The organism is Vibrio gallaecicus (assembly GCF_024347495.1).
Lineage (GTDB): Bacteria > Pseudomonadota > Gammaproteobacteria > Enterobacterales > Vibrionaceae > Vibrio > Vibrio gallaecicus.
On record NZ_AP025491.1, the window covers coordinates 1,117,246 to 1,136,763 of the forward strand.

The 19,518-nt window shown below is 41.5% G+C and carries 16 protein-coding genes; 6 read left to right on the top strand and 10 right to left on the bottom strand.

What is annotated here, in order from left to right:
* Positions 1 to 115: 115 nt before the first annotated feature.
* On the bottom strand, positions 116 to 1,042 hold the full coding sequence (locus OCU78_RS19910; protein ID WP_137373828.1) for a LysR family transcriptional regulator: 927 nt from the start codon (positions 1,040 to 1,042) through the stop codon (positions 116 to 118).
* A 498-nt stretch (positions 1,043 to 1,540) separates the two neighbouring features.
* Between OCU78_RS19910 and OCU78_RS19915 the strand changes: the two genes are divergently transcribed.
* Both OCU78_RS19915 and OCU78_RS19920 read left to right on the top strand, forming a co-directional pair.
* Complete coding sequence (locus OCU78_RS19915) at positions 1,541 to 2,578, top strand: polyamine ABC transporter substrate-binding protein (RefSeq protein ID WP_137373827.1); 1,038 nt, start codon at positions 1,541 to 1,543, stop codon at positions 2,576 to 2,578.
* 6 nt (positions 2,579 to 2,584) lie between these two features.
* Positions 2,585 to 4,972: a putative bifunctional diguanylate cyclase/phosphodiesterase gene (locus OCU78_RS19920; RefSeq protein WP_137373826.1), complete on the top strand. Its 2,388-nt coding sequence runs from the start codon at positions 2,585 to 2,587 to the stop codon at positions 4,970 to 4,972.
* Positions 4,973 to 5,127: 155 nt separating this feature from the next.
* Here OCU78_RS19920 and OCU78_RS19925 read toward each other — a convergent pair whose 3' ends face one another.
* The 5 genes from OCU78_RS19925 to OCU78_RS19945 form a co-directional block, all read right to left on the bottom strand.
* Positions 5,128 to 5,571, bottom strand: coding sequence for a PAS domain-containing protein (locus OCU78_RS19925; RefSeq protein WP_137373825.1), 444 nt, complete (start codon positions 5,569 to 5,571; stop codon positions 5,128 to 5,130).
* Between the two features lie 2 nt (positions 5,572 to 5,573).
* Complete coding sequence (locus OCU78_RS19930) at positions 5,574 to 6,578, bottom strand: response regulator (RefSeq protein ID WP_137373824.1); 1,005 nt, start codon at positions 6,576 to 6,578, stop codon at positions 5,574 to 5,576.
* Between the two features lie 208 nt (positions 6,579 to 6,786).
* A complete protein-coding gene (locus OCU78_RS19935) occupies positions 6,787 to 7,032 on the bottom strand; it encodes a hypothetical protein (protein WP_137373823.1) in 246 nt (81 codons plus the stop codon).
* Between the two features lie 78 nt (positions 7,033 to 7,110).
* Positions 7,111 to 8,121, bottom strand: a complete 1,011-nt coding sequence (locus OCU78_RS19940) for an electron transfer flavoprotein subunit alpha/FixB family protein (protein WP_137373822.1) — start codon at positions 8,119 to 8,121, stop codon at positions 7,111 to 7,113.
* A gap of 129 nt (positions 8,122 to 8,250) precedes the next feature.
* Complete coding sequence (locus OCU78_RS19945) at positions 8,251 to 9,090, bottom strand: electron transfer flavoprotein subunit beta/FixA family protein (protein ID WP_137373821.1); 840 nt, start codon at positions 9,088 to 9,090, stop codon at positions 8,251 to 8,253.
* 299 nt (positions 9,091 to 9,389) lie between these two features.
* On the opposite strand from OCU78_RS19945, the gene OCU78_RS19950 reads away from it, so the two are divergent.
* Positions 9,390 to 11,126, top strand: coding sequence for an electron transfer flavoprotein-ubiquinone oxidoreductase (locus OCU78_RS19950; protein ID WP_137373820.1), 1,737 nt, complete (start codon positions 9,390 to 9,392; stop codon positions 11,124 to 11,126).
* A 144-nt stretch (positions 11,127 to 11,270) separates the two neighbouring features.
* Here OCU78_RS19950 and yghU read toward each other — a convergent pair whose 3' ends face one another.
* A complete protein-coding gene (yghU, locus tag OCU78_RS19955) occupies positions 11,271 to 12,131 on the bottom strand; it encodes a glutathione-dependent disulfide-bond oxidoreductase (RefSeq protein WP_137373819.1) in 861 nt (286 codons plus the stop codon).
* Between the two features lie 256 nt (positions 12,132 to 12,387).
* Here yghU and OCU78_RS19960 point away from each other — a divergent pair, with 256 nt between their 5' ends.
* Positions 12,388 to 12,732, top strand: coding sequence for a YajD family HNH nuclease (locus OCU78_RS19960; RefSeq protein ID WP_137373818.1), 345 nt, complete (start codon positions 12,388 to 12,390; stop codon positions 12,730 to 12,732).
* 200 nt (positions 12,733 to 12,932) lie between these two features.
* On the opposite strand, the gene OCU78_RS19965 is transcribed toward OCU78_RS19960, so the two are convergent.
* The 3 genes from OCU78_RS19965 to OCU78_RS19975 all read right to left on the bottom strand — a co-directional run bounded on the left by OCU78_RS19965 (position 12,933) and on the right by OCU78_RS19975 (position 16,212).
* Positions 12,933 to 13,691: an SDR family oxidoreductase gene (locus OCU78_RS19965; protein WP_137373817.1), complete on the bottom strand. Its 759-nt coding sequence runs from the start codon at positions 13,689 to 13,691 to the stop codon at positions 12,933 to 12,935.
* 114 nt (positions 13,692 to 13,805) lie between these two features.
* Positions 13,806 to 14,966, bottom strand: coding sequence for an acyl-CoA dehydrogenase family protein (locus OCU78_RS19970; protein WP_137373816.1), 1,161 nt, complete (start codon positions 14,964 to 14,966; stop codon positions 13,806 to 13,808).
* Positions 14,967 to 14,991: 25 nt separating this feature from the next.
* Positions 14,992 to 16,212, bottom strand: coding sequence for a thiolase family protein (locus OCU78_RS19975; RefSeq protein ID WP_137373815.1), 1,221 nt, complete (start codon positions 16,210 to 16,212; stop codon positions 14,992 to 14,994).
* Between the two features lie 291 nt (positions 16,213 to 16,503).
* On the opposite strand from OCU78_RS19975, the gene OCU78_RS19980 reads away from it, so the two are divergent.
* Positions 16,504 to 17,673 (top strand): isovaleryl-CoA dehydrogenase, encoded by a 1,170-nt coding sequence (locus OCU78_RS19980; protein WP_137373814.1) that lies wholly within the window; start codon positions 16,504 to 16,506, stop codon positions 17,671 to 17,673.
* Between the two features lie 133 nt (positions 17,674 to 17,806).
* Positions 17,807 to 19,480 (top strand): carboxyl transferase domain-containing protein, encoded by a 1,674-nt coding sequence (locus OCU78_RS19985; RefSeq protein WP_137373813.1) that lies wholly within the window; start codon positions 17,807 to 17,809, stop codon positions 19,478 to 19,480.
* The last annotated feature ends 38 nt before the right edge of the window (positions 19,481 to 19,518 follow it).

Below are 19,518 nucleotides of genomic sequence, written 5' to 3' on the forward strand. Positions count from 1 at the left end.
ATCAATAAAGCGACATGCACTCGTAATAGTTTCTTATATAATAATCATTAATTTATTATGCAGATAGTCCATTTTTTAGATTTACAATCAACCACAACCCTGCGCTAGATTCTACTCAACCTTTACTTGATAAAGTTGTTGATGCCTTAATCAACATTTCTCTCAACCATCGATGCTTCACATCTTTATCACTTGTTTTATGCCAATACATGCACGCTTTAATAGGATCTTGAAACATATCAGTGGATAGCACTTTAAGTTGATGCAGCCGGACATATCGATCAGAAATGATGTTTTCAGGAATAATGCCGATGCAATTCGTTTGTTCAATTATGGGCAATAGATCATGGATAGTACTCGCGTACCAAGCGACGTTTCTTCGCTGTAGAATATCTTCTGCTTGCATGCCTTTTCCAATCAAATAAGCCTCCTTTTTATCCCCTGAAGCATGCACTACGTGCTTTTCCGCAAGAAATTGTTCAACGGAGATATTATCGTCAGTAAGCCTTGGGTGATCATGGCGACATACGACACAGAGCTTCGTTTCCAATAATACTTTTGAACACAAATGGGGATACTGTTGATGTTCCATATCGAGTAATAAATCGAACTCTTTATTTCTCAAAATTTTATCTTGATTACTACTTACAAGTGGGAACACTCGAAGTTTTGCATTAGGTGCGGTTTTAAACCAGTAGTTCGACAACGCAGGTAACAGGTTTAAACCAAATACGCTTAAAGATGAAATAGAAAAGTCATGTGAGAATGTCTCAGGATCAAACTGACGGTGCTCCGGTGTTGTCATTTCAATATTCAACACCGCTTTGGAAAGTTCAGGGTAAATGTCTCGGGCATAAGGGGTAGGGATAACTTTCCGATCCTCAATGATAAAAAGCGAATCTTCAAATAAATCTCTTAAGCGCACGACACTTTGACTGACCGCCGACTGGCTTAAATTCAGCTTTTTCGCAGCTGCAGTGTAACTCCCTTGTTCGTAAATGGCGATAAAGGTTGGTATTAAGCTAAAGTCTGAGTGACGCATAAAATAGATAGCCAATAATTGAACTCAATAAAGTAACTTATACCAATAAAATGCAGTTATTGTTATAAAAACCTACAGTTTATGGATTTTGGTTATACACAGAATATAACTTTTTATACTTAAATAAAGTGAACTTGTATATTGCGCAGTTGATGGCTGAATCAAGTAAACACTGAATCAGGCCCAATCAAAACATAAGCAACAACACTCACACCAATCAAAAGAGAAACTCAATACTGATGTCATTTATTTATCAACACTAACAACTGTAAATATTAAATCATTCATATAATGATAATAATTTCCCTATAAAACTCACCCAAATTGCGTATTTATCATTATAAACCTCTGATTAATCCCTACTCTGATTGGACTGTCCTAATAAACGATCCTACTGTTTAGAGAGTAATAAAAAGGAATCCAGTTACTGATCTATTACCTAAATCTTTATGGTAATACATCTTATAAAACAATAATCGATTTCAGGAAGATATCGAAATGCTTAAAAACACGTCATGGCAACTATATACACTAACCAGTTTTTTTTTAAGTTATAGCGCATTTGCTAATGAAATAAATATCTACAATTGGGAAGGCTATATTGATCAGAAAATCATACAAGATTTCGAGAATCAAACCGGTCACACCATTACTATTGACACTTATGACAGCGATTCTATTCGTGATGAAGTGATCAACAGTGGGCGAGCTTATGTATTTGATTTAATCCTACTCGACAGCTGGACTCTAAAATCGATGGGCGAAAAAGGGTTACTGTATGACCTTTCTCATGTATCAAATGAGCTATCAAGTGTGATTGATGTGTCTCGCCAAAAAGATTGTGGGCGGTTCGGTCTCCCATATACATGGGGAACCATGGGCATTGCCTATAGAGAATCGGTTGCCAGAACGCCTATCACAAGTTGGATGCATCTATTTAACCCACCCAGCGAGCATCACCAACGTGTTGTATTTAGTGAGGATTTAGTTGATGGTGTAGCAAGTGCACTACTCGCTTCCAACTTACCCCCTTTCAGTTCCAGTAAAAATGATCTAAAAACAGCCTATAAATTACTGCAACAGCAAAAACCCCACGTACTTTCTTATGAATTTGGTGAGAGCTATGGGCTTATTTATGGCTCAGCCAGCCAAATGTCCATGACTTTGGCTTTCACTGGCGAACATTACTACATAGGTGAATATACGGAACAAAATGACTGGCAATATGTAGTACCTGAAGAAGGGACGTTAATTTGGACAGAATGTTTTGCCGTTCCTAAATCGGACAATATCAACACAGCTGCGATTAAGTTCCTTAAATACTTAAACCAACCTGACATAGCAGCTCGAAACGCTGAGTCTATCTGGTTCGCGACGCCGAATACCGCCGCCTTACCACTCACAAACCAAGAATACCGACAAGATAAAAATATATTTCCAAGTGCAGAAATTCTGTCACGTAGTGTCCCCTATCAATCTTTAGATGGGGACGCTCAATTAATTCGCGAGAAGATGATTCAAGCTGTCAAAAGGTAGTGAGCTATGAATTTAACCCAGCGTGTAAAGTTTTTTATTTTACCCATCATCATTCTCACCTTTGCAACGGCGGGATACTTATCCTTCCAAATTTTTAGGCAACATCAGGTTGATTACCATACTCATTTCATCAGTCATAGCTTGTATCACTTACATGAATCTTTGCAGATTGAAGACAGGTCAAATAATTCCCAGTTATCTACTCTATTGAATAATAATGAATTTATTCGAATTTCCGATGAAGTGAATTGGGACTATCTTGATTATTCCCTGAACCCTGCCATTTATTCTATGATTGCGCGCTCTGTAGAAAACAGCGCCACTCAAAGCATTCATATCACTAATAATCGCGGTCGCATATTACTCGCCTTCGATGATAACGACCCTTTTAGTGAAGTACAGCTCCCTCCCCATACTGAAGAATTTGTTAAGCACGCACTGCAACATTTCCTGTTGACCTCCTCTTTTTCTACCGTCAGCACTTTATTTAGAGACTCAGATGGAATACTCAAAATAGTGTATGCGCGATCTTTCTCTCCGAGACTGCTTCAGCATGACCTACGGAACAAAACCAACGAATACCTCGTTGCTATACAAGTCACTAACCTAGATAGCTTTACAACTTTTCAAAACCAAATTCGCCACGAGTTTGGAGACGAGGTCACTTTTTCAGTTCAACCTGAATTTTTCCCTGGTTCTTCACAAATAGACCAAACGGATATCAATGTTACTCTTAGCCAAGACAAATCCCTTATAGGTTCAATGGATGGAGGGGCGTATTTCTACTCTGTAAAAGTCCCTAAGCATTTAGTCGATAAGTCTACGACCACTTCATTTTACTTGGCTTTCTCAAGCGCCCTTGTCATGTCTGTTGTTACCTATCTGTTTTTACTTTGGGTAATAAAAACTCAGATAATCAACCCAATCCTATCTTTGGAGTCGAATGTTAGAGAGACAACATTCAGTGGCAATAATAAACTGATATTACTCGATAAAAATGACGAAGTGTCCAAACTCAATAACGCTTATTATCACTTGGTCAGTAACTTGGACCACCTTGCTTCACGAGACGTTCTCACTGATCTCGCCAATAGGCGACAATTTGAAACTTGGCTTGAAGAGTGCCTAAAGTTTGTTAATACCGTAGAATTCAAAGATAAAAAACCTCAAGACTTTGCCTTATTGTTTATTGATTTAGACAAATTTAAGCAAGTGAACGATCACCATGGTCATGAAACTGGCGATAAACTATTACAAATATTCAGTAAACGTTTAACGGACGTGGTCAAAACGTCGGTGTCATCGTCAAGCATAGAATTTTCAAGCATTGCTCGCTTGGCAGGAGATGAATTTTCCGTCGCGCTGCCTAAAATAAATGGACTTGATGAAGCAGAACATGTCGCTCAACAAATTATTGCCATGTTTGATGGTGGGTTCGAAGTTGGTGGAATATGCCATGATGTGAAAGCCAGTATAGGCATTGCAATGTACACGGAGAATATGAGTTCTGCTTCCCATCTTCTCAAATGCGCTGATACCGCTATGTATCAAGCAAAAGCGAATGGGCGTAATAGATATGAGGTTTTCACCAAAGCATTAGAAAACCAATTAAAACTAACCGAAACCATTGAAGACACGCTCCTTGAGGAGCTACTTGAGAATCAACTTGAACTCTATTACATGCCAATTTTCGAGTCTCGCTCACTTGCACTTGTCGGCTATGAGACGCTACTCCGAAGCCCCACATTGATGGCTAAAGATATTGGACCTGAAACCTTTATTCAAATAGCGGAATCATCCAGCTTGATCAAGAAAATTGACCTTTGGGTGATTGATCGCTCTCTTCTTGAATTTACGCAATTAAGGAATGAAGGGTTTGGCGGTTATCTGTCTGTTAACATCTCTTCTCTAGAACTCAAGAACAAAGAGTTTGCCCCACAAGTGGCGCTTAAAATTAAGCAATCAGGCATTGAACCTAGTTTGATTCACCTAGAAATAACGGAAACCAAATTGGCAGCCCCAGACGCCGATTCTGTTCACATACTAAACCAGCTTCGAGATATCGGAGTAAAATTGGTATTGGATGATTTTGGTACTGGCTACACCGCTTTTAATCAGCTCGTTCACTACCCAGTCGATTGTTTAAAAATCGATCGCAGTTTTGTCGATACCATCGAAGTGGATCATCATAAAAAAATGGTCGAAATTATTATCACTTTAGCAAAATTATATGGGCTAAGAGTAGTGGCAGAGGGCGTTGAAAATGAAGTGCAACTTACCTATTTAGCCGACCAAGGTTGCCAATTTGTACAAGGGAATCTCCTCTCTCGTCCATTACCCTTAGAGCAGTTTAGAGACCGTTTTATCCGCCGTGTTAATTATTCAAACGGCTAACTATGTAAACGTCTAATTATTAGAGGGGCAATGCATACTGATTTCAAATAAATCCGTACCTAAAACTAAAAATGGCGACACTTTGCAGTGACGCCATTAGAAATAGGAGCTTTCTATTATCTATTATCTATTATCTGTTATCTGTTATCGAAACACTAACTTGTTTTATTCAGTGAAACCAAAGCTTCTGCTGTTGCATCTTGAATAGACAAAAACAGTGAGTTGATCTTACCCGTAGGTGTTCTCATCGGGTTTAACGTCACATTCTGGTACATGAAGTCAGCCTGCTGCGTAATCGGTCTTACATTACGGCACTTAAACAAATAAGGGCGCTGCTGCCACGTAATGAAGCTTCGACAGCCTAGGTCATAAACTGGCTTGGTTTTTATTCGGAACCAATCTTCAGGTATTTCAGGGAACAATTCAAAAATAGATTTACCAATCGCATCATGTGACTGTAAGCCACTATGATGAGTCATAAAACCATTCCAAACTTGAACGTTATAATCTCGGTCCATAACCACTAAACCCATATCAACGTTTTGTACCATATCCACCATCCAGTGGAATTGTTCAAATTCTGCAGGAAGATTGAGCATACTTAAAACTCCTCCATTAGGTACGCAAGCTTGTTGTCTAATAAAGGCAAAGATTCATCAACAAACATAAATAGTAAATCACAACGAATTGAAGTGCCATCTATGTTATAGCTCACTTCGAATGTCATTGTTTTCTGAAATGATCCGCTGGTATTTTCGATAATAGAATCAATCGAAATATGCTGACCTAATAGCACAGGGGAACTTTGGAAGAATCGAACTTCGGACTGTTCACCTAAGCCATTTAAGAACGATCCAACAAGTATGTTAGACACATCCATTAATAGTTCGAGCTCTTCTAATTCTTCACTTTCAGTCGGCACTTTCATCAATTTTTTCAAGTCACTCACACTTGAGTCACTTAAAAGAACGAGTGCTTCACCGGCAATACCTTCACCACTAAAACCTTGGCATACACCTGAAACTTGGTCATTTTCTGCCAAGTCACGCAATGCCATATGCAGTTCACTTACCTCGAAAATATTCACATTCGGTAATGGTAAGTGCACAAACACATCAAAATGCCTTGCTAGCGCATCAGCAGCACGACCAATCGCAACGTTCGCTACTTCCATATATATATCGCGACGACGCAATACTGGTAAGTCAAGAATCGTTGGCGTAACAATTTGCGGCTGCTTCGGTGGATCAACTAATTCACGCAGTATTTCTTTTAGCGCTTCTTTATCTATCGGCTTTTTCAGGAAAGCTTTTGCCCCAAGAGATAACACTTTCTCTCTGGCTTTCGGTTGTATATCACCAGATACAACCACGACTGGTGTGTCATCACCCAGACGCTTCATTTCTTCTAATGTCCCATAGCCATCTAACTCAGGCATGGTTAGATCGAGGAACATAAGCTTAAATTTATTCTTTTCTAGCTCTTCCAGCGCATTCACGCCGTGAACTGCAAATGTTATATCTGCATTTAAAGATGCAGGCAGAGAGCGTGCCATCTGCTTTCGAGCTAACGCAGAATCATCACAAATGAGAATAGGAAACGACATTCATCCACCATTGATATTTTTAACTTATAAACATCAGTGTAACAGATTGTTATAGTATCAGGTACGGAGTTGCGGGGTTTTACAAGTTATATTTATAACTCAGAATGAAACTACTGCACTAGCCAAAATTCTAGCGCGAGGTTCGTTAGCTGTTAAAGTTATCTTTATAAAGTATTGTTTTAATGACAATACTAAAATCAATTGACTACTAAAGCTGATGCGTTGGCCATAAAATCAGTAACGCAAAGCGCATAATAACGGCAAAGACAAGAAGTGCTATGCCTAAGCGGTACCACTTATATTCAGCAATACTCATAGGGATTCGTTTATAAAACATAGTCACGACACCTTTCCAGTCTTGGCTCCGTTTACCATATTGCATAACACCAGTTAAAACAAAAAGCACACCGAGAAGCAACATCCCTTTTTCTGCCCAAAATAAACCAACTTCCATTTTAATCTCCTACGGCACATTAATAGAGTCAGTTTAGAGTGCTTTCTAAAAAATTGATGTACTACGATGGTCTAAAGCTCAAACCGAATCAATGAGTTCCGGTAACAGCTCAAATAAATCCCCCACGACCCCATAATCTGCCACATCAAAAATCGCCGCTCCTGAATCATGATTAATTGCGACAATCACCTTTGAATCTTTCATGCCTGCCAAATGTTGAATCGCCCCCGAAATACCCACAGCAATATATAGATCGGGCGCTACAATTTTACCGGTTTGCCCTACTTGTAAATCATTAGCCACATATCCTGCGTCTACTGCGGCTCTTGAGGCTCCTATTGCCGCACCAAGTTTATCCGCAAGCTTTTCAACCATAGCAAAGTTTTCTTTGCTGCCTAGCCCACGTCCCCCTGATACAACAATTCGTGCAGCTGGTAAGTCAGGACGAACACTTTCTTCTTTGTGCTGGGAAACAAAGTCAGAAACGGCATAGATGTCGTTGTCGTCTGCTGTGTTATCAGCAATAGGCAAGATAGTTAATGCGTTAATAGGTTCATCTCGGCTTTCATTAATGGGCACTGCATCAAATGCTGAGCTGCGGATGGTCATAACCTTCGTGGAATCAAAGCTTTTGACTTTAGCGAGAGCGTTACCTGCATAAATTGGTCTTATTACTGTATCGAGAGCTTGAATTTCTATCACGTCAGAGAGCTGACCAACATCGAGTAGTGCAGCAATTCGAGGCAATAGATTTTTCCCAAAAGTAGATGCCGGAGCCAAAATATGAGTGAACTGCTGATCCAGCGACACAACCACACTAGCCATTCTTTCAGCTAAAGGATTTCGATACATTTCGTGATCAGCCACTAGCAAATTATCAATGCCGTCAATTCCTTTAAAAGCATCTACTACGCTAGGCAAGTTATGTCCAATCACAGCTACATTAACTTCAATCTTATCAATTGCAGGGTCTAGTTTCGCTTGTTGTACAAGGTGGTTTGCTGCGCTTAATGTTTTGAGTGTTTCTGGTGCTAAATTAACATTATCGTGCTCAGCTATGATCAGGATTGAACAAAAGTTATTGTCCATAATGTGCTCCTTTTTAATCGGTTGAACACTCTCTCTGCATTTATTGACTAGATACAGATCCTTAAATTCAGGTCACAAGTTTTAGTCACTTACGTTGCCGTCAAACCATCATTCACTGACAATTTTTATTCATGAAGGCAAAACCTTCGCTTCGTTTTTTAATTTATCAACCAGTTCACTAATCCCACTGACAATCACACCAGCTTTTCTTTCTTGAGGTTCGTAAACCTCTAATATCTGTTGAGAGCTTTCTATAGCAACACCTAACTGATCTGGAGTGAGGACATCCAGCGGCTTTCTTTTCGCCTTCATAATATTAGGGAGTGACGCATATCTTGGTTCATTTAAACGTAGGTCGGTACTGAGAATCGCTGGCAAGCTCAGATTTAAAGTCTCCAAACCCACATCCGTTTCTCGGGTGACTTGAAAAGACGCATTTTTCGACTCGCCACAGGTGACAGTGTCACCCTGAGGCGATTCATTAGTCTCCGTTGAAGTGGCATCGGCGCCCATAGGGTGAGATTGAGGAACAATTGAAGAAATGAAAGTCCCCTGAGCGCAGCTAGATAAGGCCGCAAGCATCTGCGCGACTTGGTTATTATCCGTATCAATTGACTGCTTTCCGAGTAATACAAGGTCAGCCTCTTCTTGCTTCATCACTGATCGAAGTAATTTGGCAACATTCAATGGCTCTATTTGGTTCGGAGCTTCAATTTGAATAGCCCTGTCAGCCCCTAGTGCCAAAGCATTTCTTAGCTGCTCTTGACTAGATTGCTCACCGATTGAAACAACAATCACTTCAGATGCATGACCTGCCTCTTTTAAACGAATCGCCTCTTCAACTGCGATCTCACAGAACGGGTTCATGCTCATTTTGACGTTATTAACTTCAACACCTGAGCCGTCAGGTTTAACTCTAATTTTGGCATAAGGGTCAATAACTCTTTTAATCGACACGAGTATTTTCATAACTTCTCCCTACCTAACCACTATGCAATGCCACAGGTATCAATTTGTGCAAAATTATTACTCACCAGACAGAAAAACCATATAAAACAGTTCTTCACTTGAGCTTAGTAAAGTTTACGTTTCCGTCAACTGGACTATATTTGTAAGACACTAAGTGGGTAATGGCTAACAGATAAGGTGCACACAACGCGGCGGTTTAACTTCCAATTCATCATCACCTTGGCTTCAATTATTCATATTTTCGGTACGTCATAGCTTTCTATACGCCTTTGTCTTCAGCAGAAAAGCAGGTAAGAATCATGGATAGAGAATGCATGGAATTTGATGTTGTAATTGTAGGCGCAGGCCCAGCTGGCTTAGCTGCGGCGTGCCAATTGGCTATGCTGAACAAGCCAGCACCTCTTCTTAAAAATGAATCTCAATCGCCCGATATAAAGAACAAGAATGAGCCACTATCAATCTGTGTCATCGAAAAAGGCGCAGAAGTAGGGGCACATATTCTGTCAGGTGCGGTATTTGAAACCTCTGCACTTTATGAGCTTTTCCCTGAATGGCATCAGATGTCTGCACCGATAAGCTCACAAGTCACCGAAGATCAATTTCTATACCTAACAACCAACCAAAATCATGTTGTTATTCCGCATTTTCTTACTCCAAACCCAATGCTTAACAATAGAAACGACCATAAAAACTATGTCATCAGTCTTGCCGACTTGTGCCGCTGGCTTGCCATTCAGGCTGAAGAACTTGGCGTAGAAATTTTCCCAGGTTTTGCTGCTTCATCCATTAGCTATGACCAAGATGGTCGGGTTAGTGGGGTGATTACCTCTGATATGGGATTAGATAAAACCAATCAGCAAAAGCCTTCTTTTGAAGCCGGTATAGAACTAAAAGCTAAATACACGCTCTTTGCTGAAGGTGCTCGTGGTCATTTAGGCAATGAGCTCATAAATCGTTTCCAATTAGACCATGAAGCTCAACCGCAACATTACGCGTTAGGCATAAAAGAGATATGGGAAATACCCCGCGAATATCATGAAGAAGGAAAAGTCATACATGCCACGGGTTGGCCTTTGAGTGAAACCAATACTTGTGGGGGAAGTTTTTTATATCACTTAGCCGACAACCAAGTTGCGGTAGGTTTAATTACCGACCTCAATTACCAAAACCCATATCTAAGTCCATACGATGAATTCCAGCGCCTTAAACACCACCCTACTTTTGCTCGTTATTTGAGAGACGGTCAACGAATCGCTTATGGCGCAAGAGCCATTGCTAAAGGGGGATTATCATCACTTCCCAAGCAAGAGTTCCCTGGTGGTATTTTAATTGGCTGCGATGCCGGGACTTTAAACGTGGCCAAAATTAAAGGCAGCCACACCGCAATGAAATCAGGCATGCTTGCTGCTCAAGCTGTTTTTGATGAGCTTAATTCGAATGAACCTCAAAGCGAGCCAAACTATCAAAAACATTTTAAGCAATCATGGCTTTATGATGAATTGAAAGACACTCGTAACTTCGGTTCTGGAATTCATATGTTTGGTCATGTTCTCGGGGGATTACTTGCCAGTTTCGAGCATAACATCTGGTCTTCTATGACAAAAAAACCAGTTCCATGGACAATAAAAGATCAAATGTATGACCATGATACACTTCACCAAACTAACCAATCTTATAAGATCGATTACCCAAGGCCTGATGGCATATTAAGTTTTGATAAAGCGTCGTCACTATTTTTGTCTGGTACTCAACATGAAGAGAACCAACCTTGTCATCTTCAATTAATCGATCAAAACATTCCAATCGAACTGCATTTAGATCTTTACGATGAACCAAGCCAAAGGTACTGCCCTGCTGGTGTCTACGAATTTATTCGGGAAGAAGTCAAAGGGGAAAATGAAAAACAAATAGCCAAGTTTCAGATAAACGCGGCTAATTGCCTACACTGTAAAACCTGCGACATTAAAGACCCCTCTCAAAATATCAAATGGCAACCACCAGAAGGTGGTGGCGGTCCTAACTATCAAAACATGTAGTCTATTAGCTGAAATCTGAAATTATTAGGATATGACGAATCTGCATGAAAGTGCGGATGAGACTAAAAAAGGACAAAAAAAGTGAGAGTGTAAAAACACTCTCACTTTAAAATCATTCAAATACTAACGGCTTAACTAAAGGCGTTATTGAGGCTTCTTCGCTAGAACGGCATCAATGTCAGCCGCACTATGGCGTTCAGGTAGCTGCTCCCATTCTTCACCAAAAGAACGGTTCACAATGCGGCCACGTTGCACACCTTCACGGCTTTCAAGCAATTTAGCCCAACGAACCACATTCGTGTACGACTCGACTTGCAAGAACTCTGCTGCGTCGTAAATTTTGCCCAACACTAAATTGCCATACCACGGCCAGATTGCCATATCGGCAATGCTGTACTCTTCGCCCGCGACAAACGTATTCTTAGCCAGTTGTTTATCTAACACATCTAGCTGACGTTTTGCTTCCATCGCAAAACGATTAATTGGGTATTCATATTTGGTATCAGCGTACGCGTAAAAATGACCAAAGCCACCACCTAAGAATGGTGCAGAACCTTGAGCCCAAAACAACCAATTGAATGTTTGAGTCCTAGCACTGCCCTCTTTTGGTAAGAACTTGCCAAATTTTTCCGCCAAATGAACCAGAATAGAAGCTGATTCAAATACGTGGTTATCTTCCGAACCCGTCTTGTCTACTAAAGCTGGGATTTTTGAATTTGGGTTTACACCTACGAAACCTGATGAAAATTGGTCACCTTCGCCAATGTTAATAAGGTAAGCATCGTATTCAGCTTCTTTAATACCCAACGCCAATAACTCTTCTAAAAGAATCGTTACTTTTTGTCCGTTTGGCGTACCAAGAGAATAAAGTTGTAAAGAATGCTCACCGACCGGTAAATCTTGTTCGTGTCTTGCTCCAGACTCTGGGCTATTAATGTTTGCCCATTTATTGCCACCATTGGTGTCATTTACCCAAACTTTCGGTGGTGTATATTCATTTGTCATTATCATTCCTTAGTAATGTGGGTGTTTCATAAACTGATATCGGGGCGTTTCTACTAATTAAAACCCCAACCACTCTATTTCACTTACATTTTGTTACTGGGTGTTCTTTTGTGAATCTAAAGAGTAGTTCAAAGCGTAAGGTTTAAATGATCTAGATCCGGTGAAAAGCATCTACCCTTGTTAAACCATCCTCCTACTTTTAGAGTTATGATAAAGTACTTTGTATTGATATAGATTCATGAAGTAGGACCAACAAATGTCATCAGATTACACAGGCTCAAGTGCAGCCTATGCCCGCCAAGAAAGTGGGTACCGTGAAAAAGCACTGAAACTATACCCATGGGTTTGTGGCAAATGTGCTCGCGAATTTGTGTATTCAAATTTACGTGAACTAACGGTTCACCACGTCGATCACGACCACACAAACAACCCTCAAGATGGCAGTAACTGGGAATTGTTGTGCCTATATTGCCACGATCACGAGCATTCAAAATACACAGATCATGATCGCTATGGTGTGGATGCGAAAGCAAGCTTAGATGATCACCAGCAAGCAACGCACAACCCATTTGCTGATCTTGCTAAATTGATGAAGAAATGATCATTTCATAAAAAACCGTAAGTATTTAAACGGTTAAGCGAATAGATTGGATTCAATTTTTCAGCACTAATTTTAAATAAACGCTCTAGGTATAAATACCAGGGCGTTTTCATTTTAAGAAGCTCGCAAATTCCTCCTCTGAACTCCCCCTCACTTTGATCTTAATGCCGCCTTTCTCTGTTTATATTTCTACCTAAGCATTACATTCTTAACCCACCGTCGACTTCTAATATACGACCGGTAAAGTAATCATTTTCAAAAATATATTTCGCTGCGTGCGCAATTTCAACGGGCTCTCCAATACGCCCGACAGGCACCATGCTATTCAATCTTTCTATCGCTTCCGCCTTTAAACTTTCAGCCATCGAGGTTTGAACAATACCTGGAGCAATGGCTGCGGCTCGTATCCCATACCGCGCTAATTCCTTAGCCCAACACGTTGCCATTGCTGCTACTGCCGCTTTAGAGGCCGAGTAATTCGACTGCCCAATATTGCCTGAACGCGCAACACTCGAGATATTAATGATCACGCCTTTTCTCTGCGTCTCTATCATTTTTGCAGCCGCTTCTCTGCCACACAAAAATGTGCCTGTCAGATTGACATCAATGACAGAATTAAACTGCTCTAATGGCATTTTCGTCACTTTTCCATCTTTGGATTTAACTAGCAGAGCATCACGTAAAATACCCGCATTATTGATTAACCCATCTAGCTGACCAAAATCATCCACAATACAGTTAAAAGTCTGCTCTACTTGAAGTTCACTCGTGACATCGACGTTATACACAAAAGCTTTGGTTCCAAGCATATGACACTGTTTCTGAGTATCCAACAAAGCTTGTTCATTCATATCCAGCAAGGCAAGTTCAGCTCCTGACTGAGCTAATACTATCGCCATCATTTGCCCAAGCCCTTGCCCTGCGCCTGTAATAGCGATCACGCTCCCTTTTAGTTCCATTCTACGTCCTTATTTTCAGTTATTGCTCTAGGTGAAAGCAGTCCGTGATTGCTCTTGATAAAAACTTTCCTTTATAGCTTTGCTTTCCGTTATAGCTTTGAAGCGAATTAAAACTCACAGTAAATCAGAACCTTGAGTTAATACATGTCGGGCAATAATGACGCGCATGATCTCATTCGTTCCTTCCAATATTTGATGCACTCGCACATCTCTAAAGTATCTTTCTACCGGGTACTCTTTAATATAGCCATAGCCGCCATAAAGCTGCAGAGCTTGATCGCATACCCTGAACCCTACATCGGTCGCGAACCGTTTTGCCATCGCACAATAAGCGGTTGCTTCAGGGTCTTGTCTATCTAATTTACTGGCGGCATATCGAACCATTTGCCTCGCGGCTATTAATTCAGTTGCCATATCAGCTAACTTAAACTGGATGCCTTGGAACTGAGCGATTTCCTTTCCAAACTGCTTACGCTGCTGTATGTACTCGATCGCATCATTCAGCGCTTGTTGAGCTGTGCCAATAGAACAACTAGCAATATTAATTCGCCCTCCATCTAACCCTTTCATTGCGAAGGTAAAGCCGTCGCCCTCTTTGCCCAATAGATAGTGTTTGGGGATCTCAACATCTTTAAAAATTACCGACCGAGTCGCTTGGCTCTTCCAGCCCATTTTCTGCTCTTTTCTTCCATAACTGATACCGGCACTATTTGCAGGCACAACAAAGGCAGAAATAGCTTTAGCACCACTTTCCTCTTCCGATGTTTTCGCCATAACGACTAAGATATCCGTATCACCCGCCCCAGAAATAAACGCCTTTTCACCCGTCAGTACATAGCTATCACCCTGCTTTTTTGCGAAGGTTGACAGTGAAGCAGCATCCGACCCTGAATTCGGTTCAGTCAGGCAATACGAACCAAGCCATTCACCGGCAATCAACTTTGAACAAAACTCCGTTTTCGCTTCGCTGGTAGCAAAATTTGAGATCATCCAACTCACCATGTTGTGCACCGTCATAAAAGCAGTTGTGGACGTGCAGCCCATAGAAAGTTGTTCAAAAATAATCGATGAATCGAGTCGACTTAAACCTAAACCACCTTGCTCTTCAGGAGTATACAAACTCAAAAAACCAAGCTCTCCAGATAGTTTCAGCACGTCTTTTGGAAAGATTTCATCTTGATCCCATAAAGCTGCATTCGGGGATAACTTATCCAACGAAAACTGGCGAGCCATTTCAGAAAATGCTCGTTGATCTTCGCTTAATTCAAAGTCCATACATTCCTCCGGCTACAATTTTCAATTATGAATTAACGACTGAAACTTCAATTCCAACGGCTGTCGCTTCGCCTCCTCCAATACATAATGAAGCCACACCTCTAAGTACCTGAGGAGTCTTTGAAGGGGCGTTTGTTTGTGAAGCTAAAACAAGCTGTCTGAGGCTATGAATAAGAGTGACTAAGATCCTAGTACCACTCGCTCCAATAGGGTGTCCCAAGGCACATGCACCGCCTTTTACATTGACTTTTGAAGGATCTATCGACAATTGTTTAACGGCGATTTGAGTCACCACGGCAAATGCTTCATTAATTTCCCAGAGATCGACATCTTCAATATCCCAGTCTAATTGAGAGAGCAGTGATTGAATCGCAAATACAGGAGCGAGGGTAAACTCCGCAGGTTCACGAGCATGAGTGGCATGTCCTTTAATGATGGCAAGAGGCTCCAGACCATGGTGGCGTGCTAGTGTTTCATTAATAACAATCACAGCCGCAGCCCCATCCGCTATTGAGCTAGAATTTGCCGCGGTGATCGTTCCATCTTTAGTGAAAGCAGACCGCAAAGTCGAAATTTTAGTAGGATCGATGTCTCTTGGGTGTTCATCAAAATCAATGAGTTGCTCGCCTATATAGAAGTCATGGATCATTTCATCAGAAAATAGGTTTTGTTCTTGCGCAGTTACCGCCAAATTCACCGATTTTTCTGCCCATTCATCCATTTCTGTTCTGCTAAATTGAAACCTATCTGCCGATTTCTGAGCAAACACCCCCATTAATTCACCTTGATAAGCATCTTGTAAGCCATCAAAGAACATATGGTCGTGTGTTGTTTTATGTCCAAGTCGCATCCCTTTACGAGACTCTTTCAGCAGGTAAGGGGCATTGGTCATGCTTTCCATTCCACCAGCAACGATACATCGAAGGCTACCTGATTTGATCAGGTCATGAGCCAACATGACCGATTTCATTCCAGAGCCACACACTTTGTTGATAGTGGTACAAGCCACTGAAAATGGCAGCCCAGCTCCTAAAGCGGCTTGTCTTGCCGGAGCTTGCCCACACCCAGCCGGAAGTACACAACCCATAATTGTTTCATCAATATCTTCCAGCGGAATAGCAACTGCATTTACCGACGCTTCAATGGCTATGCTGCCTAATTGTGGAGCACTAAAATCACTAAGCATTCCTTGAAAACTGCCCATTGGTGTTCGTTTAGCGGAAACAATCCATATTTCATCGCTCATCACTTAACCCTCCAGATGCAATATCTGATTTCGGTAATTCGATTCTGATTTCTTGACGTTTCCACAAGCATAGCACTAACATTTATAAACATAGGAACAAGTTAAATTTCAAACCAATAGCATCATTTAATGAACAACGGCAGTAGTTGGTTACTTAAAGCGACGCAAATCAGTTGCACCTTCAGATACACAGTGCTGCCAGATAAATAGTGACGTCATCAACTATCACCACCACATAACGCCACCAATAATAAATTGCGTTTAACGTTCCATCCATGTTCGGGAGGAGTTATGCAAGACACATTCAAACCACTCAATTTTGGTCTTGGCGAAACTGCCGATATGTTACGTGAACATGTTCAGGCTTTTGCTAACGAGCACATCGCCCCTATTGCGGCTCAAGTCGATATCGACAATCAATTTCCCAATCATTTATGGTCGATATTTGGAGAAATGGGCTTACTTGGTGTGACTGTTGACGAACAGTACGGTGGTGCAGGCATGAATTACCTTGCTCATGTAATTGCCATGGAAGAAATCAGCCGAGCTTCTGCATCGATTGCCCTCAGTTATGGTGCACACTCCAATCTATGCGTGAATCAAATTTTCAGAAATGGTACAGAGCAGCAGCGCGAAAAATACCTCCCAAAATTAATCGATGGTAGCCATATTGGTGCGCTTGCAATGAGTGAACCTAATGCTGGTTCTGATGTGGTGGCGATGCAATTGAAAGCCGAACTAAACGGCGATCATTACATTCTAAATGGTACAAAAATGTGGATCACCAACGGGCCAGATGCGCATACCTTAGTGGTCTATGCGAAAACAGATCCTGATGCGAAATCACATGGTATTACTGCCTTTATTATTGAAAGTGAGTTTGAAGGTTTCAGCCATGCCCAAAAGCTCGATAAGTTAGGAATGAGAGGTTCTAATACTTGTGAACTAGTGTTTAACCAGTGTCGAGTGCCAGTAGGAAATGTACTGGGAAAAGTAAACCATGGCGTTGAAGTACTGATGAGTGGGCTGGATTACGAACGTGTGGTATTAGCCGCAGGTCCTTTAGGCATTATGCAAGCATGCCTCGACTTAGTTATCCCTTATATTCATGACCGTAAGCAGTTTGGTCGGTCTATTGGCGAGTTTCAACTCGTACAGGCGAAAGTTGCTGATATGTACACACGGACCAATGCCGCTAAAGCCTATGTTTATACTGTTGCTGCTGCGTGCGATCGCGGAGAAGCCACCAGAAAAGATGCCGCAGGCGCTATTTTATACGCAGCGGAACTTGCCACACAGATAGCATTAGATGCGATCCAATTATTAGGTGGCAATGGCTATATCAATGAGTTTCCCGCAGGTCGCCTGTTAAGAGATGCCAAATTGTATGAGATCGGGGCGGGTACATCTGAAATTAGGCGGATGTTGATAGGTCGAGAGCTTTTCGAAGAATCCAGTTAACACTTTAGGTTAGCTATGCTTTAACAAAACCTAGGGTTTACTCGAACAAGATCTTGAACTTAACTCTAACAAGTTCTGGAACTTGAAAGCCCATCTGATGGGCAATGATGACATTCAATGGAGGAGTGCGACGATGGCAGTAATCCAAACGAAAATTAAGCCAACCTCACCTCTGTTTTTGAAGAATCAGCAGTCAATGGAAACGCTGGTCAGTGAACTGCAATCCAATATAAGCAAAATAAAACAGGGCGGTGGAGAAACCGCTATCGCACGCCAGAAAAGCAAAGGAAAACTCCCCGTCAGGCAGCGCATTGAGAGTCTCATTGATGAAGGTAATGATTTCCTCGAAATTGGGCAATTTGCAGCATGGGAGGTCTATGAAGAAGAGGTTCCTTGTGCTGGTGTCGTAGCGGGAATCGGTAAGATCCACGGCATTGATTGCATGATCATCGCCAATGATCCGTCGGTCAAAGGGGGAACGTATTACCCGCTTACAGTGAAAAAGCATTTAAGAGCACAAAGTATTGCAAAGAAATGTCACCTACCCTGTTTGTATCTGGTTGATTCTGGTGGTGCAAACCTTCCCCACCAAGCAGAGGTCTTTCCTGATAAAGAGCATTTCGGTCGAATTTTCTATAACCAAGCTCGTATGTCAGCGCAAGGCATTCCACAAATTGCCATTGTTTTAGGCCTTTGTACCGCGGGTGGTGCTTACATTCCTGCCATGGCTGACGTATCCATTATCGTCAAGCAGCAAGGGACCATCTTTCTTGCGGGTCCACCTTTAGTTAAAGCGGCGACCGGTGAAGTGGTGACAGGAGAAGAACTGGGAGGTGCAGATGTTCATTGCAAAAAATCTGGTGTAGCTGACTATTATGCCGAAGATGAAAAACACGCTCTAGAGCTAGCTAGACAAGCCATAAAAAGCGCCAACATAGATCATTCTAGTGGCCGTAATGAAATCAATAACCAAAGTACAAATTCAACGGCCCAATCATCAATAGACCAGTCACCAATAGCTCAGTCATCAACAGTGCAATCTCCCATCTACAACCCAGAAGAAATGTATGGCATCGTCAATTCCGATCTGAGGTTGTCTTTCGACATCAGAGAACTTATCGCAAGAATTGTAGATGGCTCTGAATTTGATGAATTCAAAGCTCTCTATGGAAAAACCTTAGTGTGTGGCTTTGCTCACTTACATGGAAACCCAATAGGTATTGTGGCGAACAACGGCATCCTATTTTCTGAATCTTCTCAAAAAGGCGCACATTTCATTGAGCTTTGCGCCATGAGAAAAATCCCCCTCCTCTTCTTGCAAAATGTCACAGGCTTTATGGTTGGAAAAAAGTACGAAGAGGAAGGCATAGCCAAACATGGTGCAAAATTAGTGATGGCGGTAGCGTGTGCAGATGTCCCTAAATTCACGGTTGTGGTGGGAGGATCGTATGGTGCTGGAAATTATGGAATGTGTGGAAGAGCCTATGACCCGACAATGATGTGGATGTGGCCAAATGCGAGAATATCAGTCATGGGCGGACCTCAAGCTGCAGGAGTGATGGCGCAAGTACAGCGAGACATAAAAGCCCGCAAAAATGAAGAATGGACCGAGCAGCAAGAAGCAGATTTCAAGCAACCTATTCTTGACCAGTATGACACTCAAGGTAGCCCTTATTATGCCAGTGCAAGATTATGGGATGATGGCATTATTGACCCGAAAGAAACCCGTGACATTGTAGGAAAAGCCCTAAATTCAGCGTTAAGAGCACCAATTTCAGACAGTAAGTTTGGTATTTTCCGAATGTAGCTGTCCCGAATGTGGCTTTTTTAATGTAGTTTTTCTAA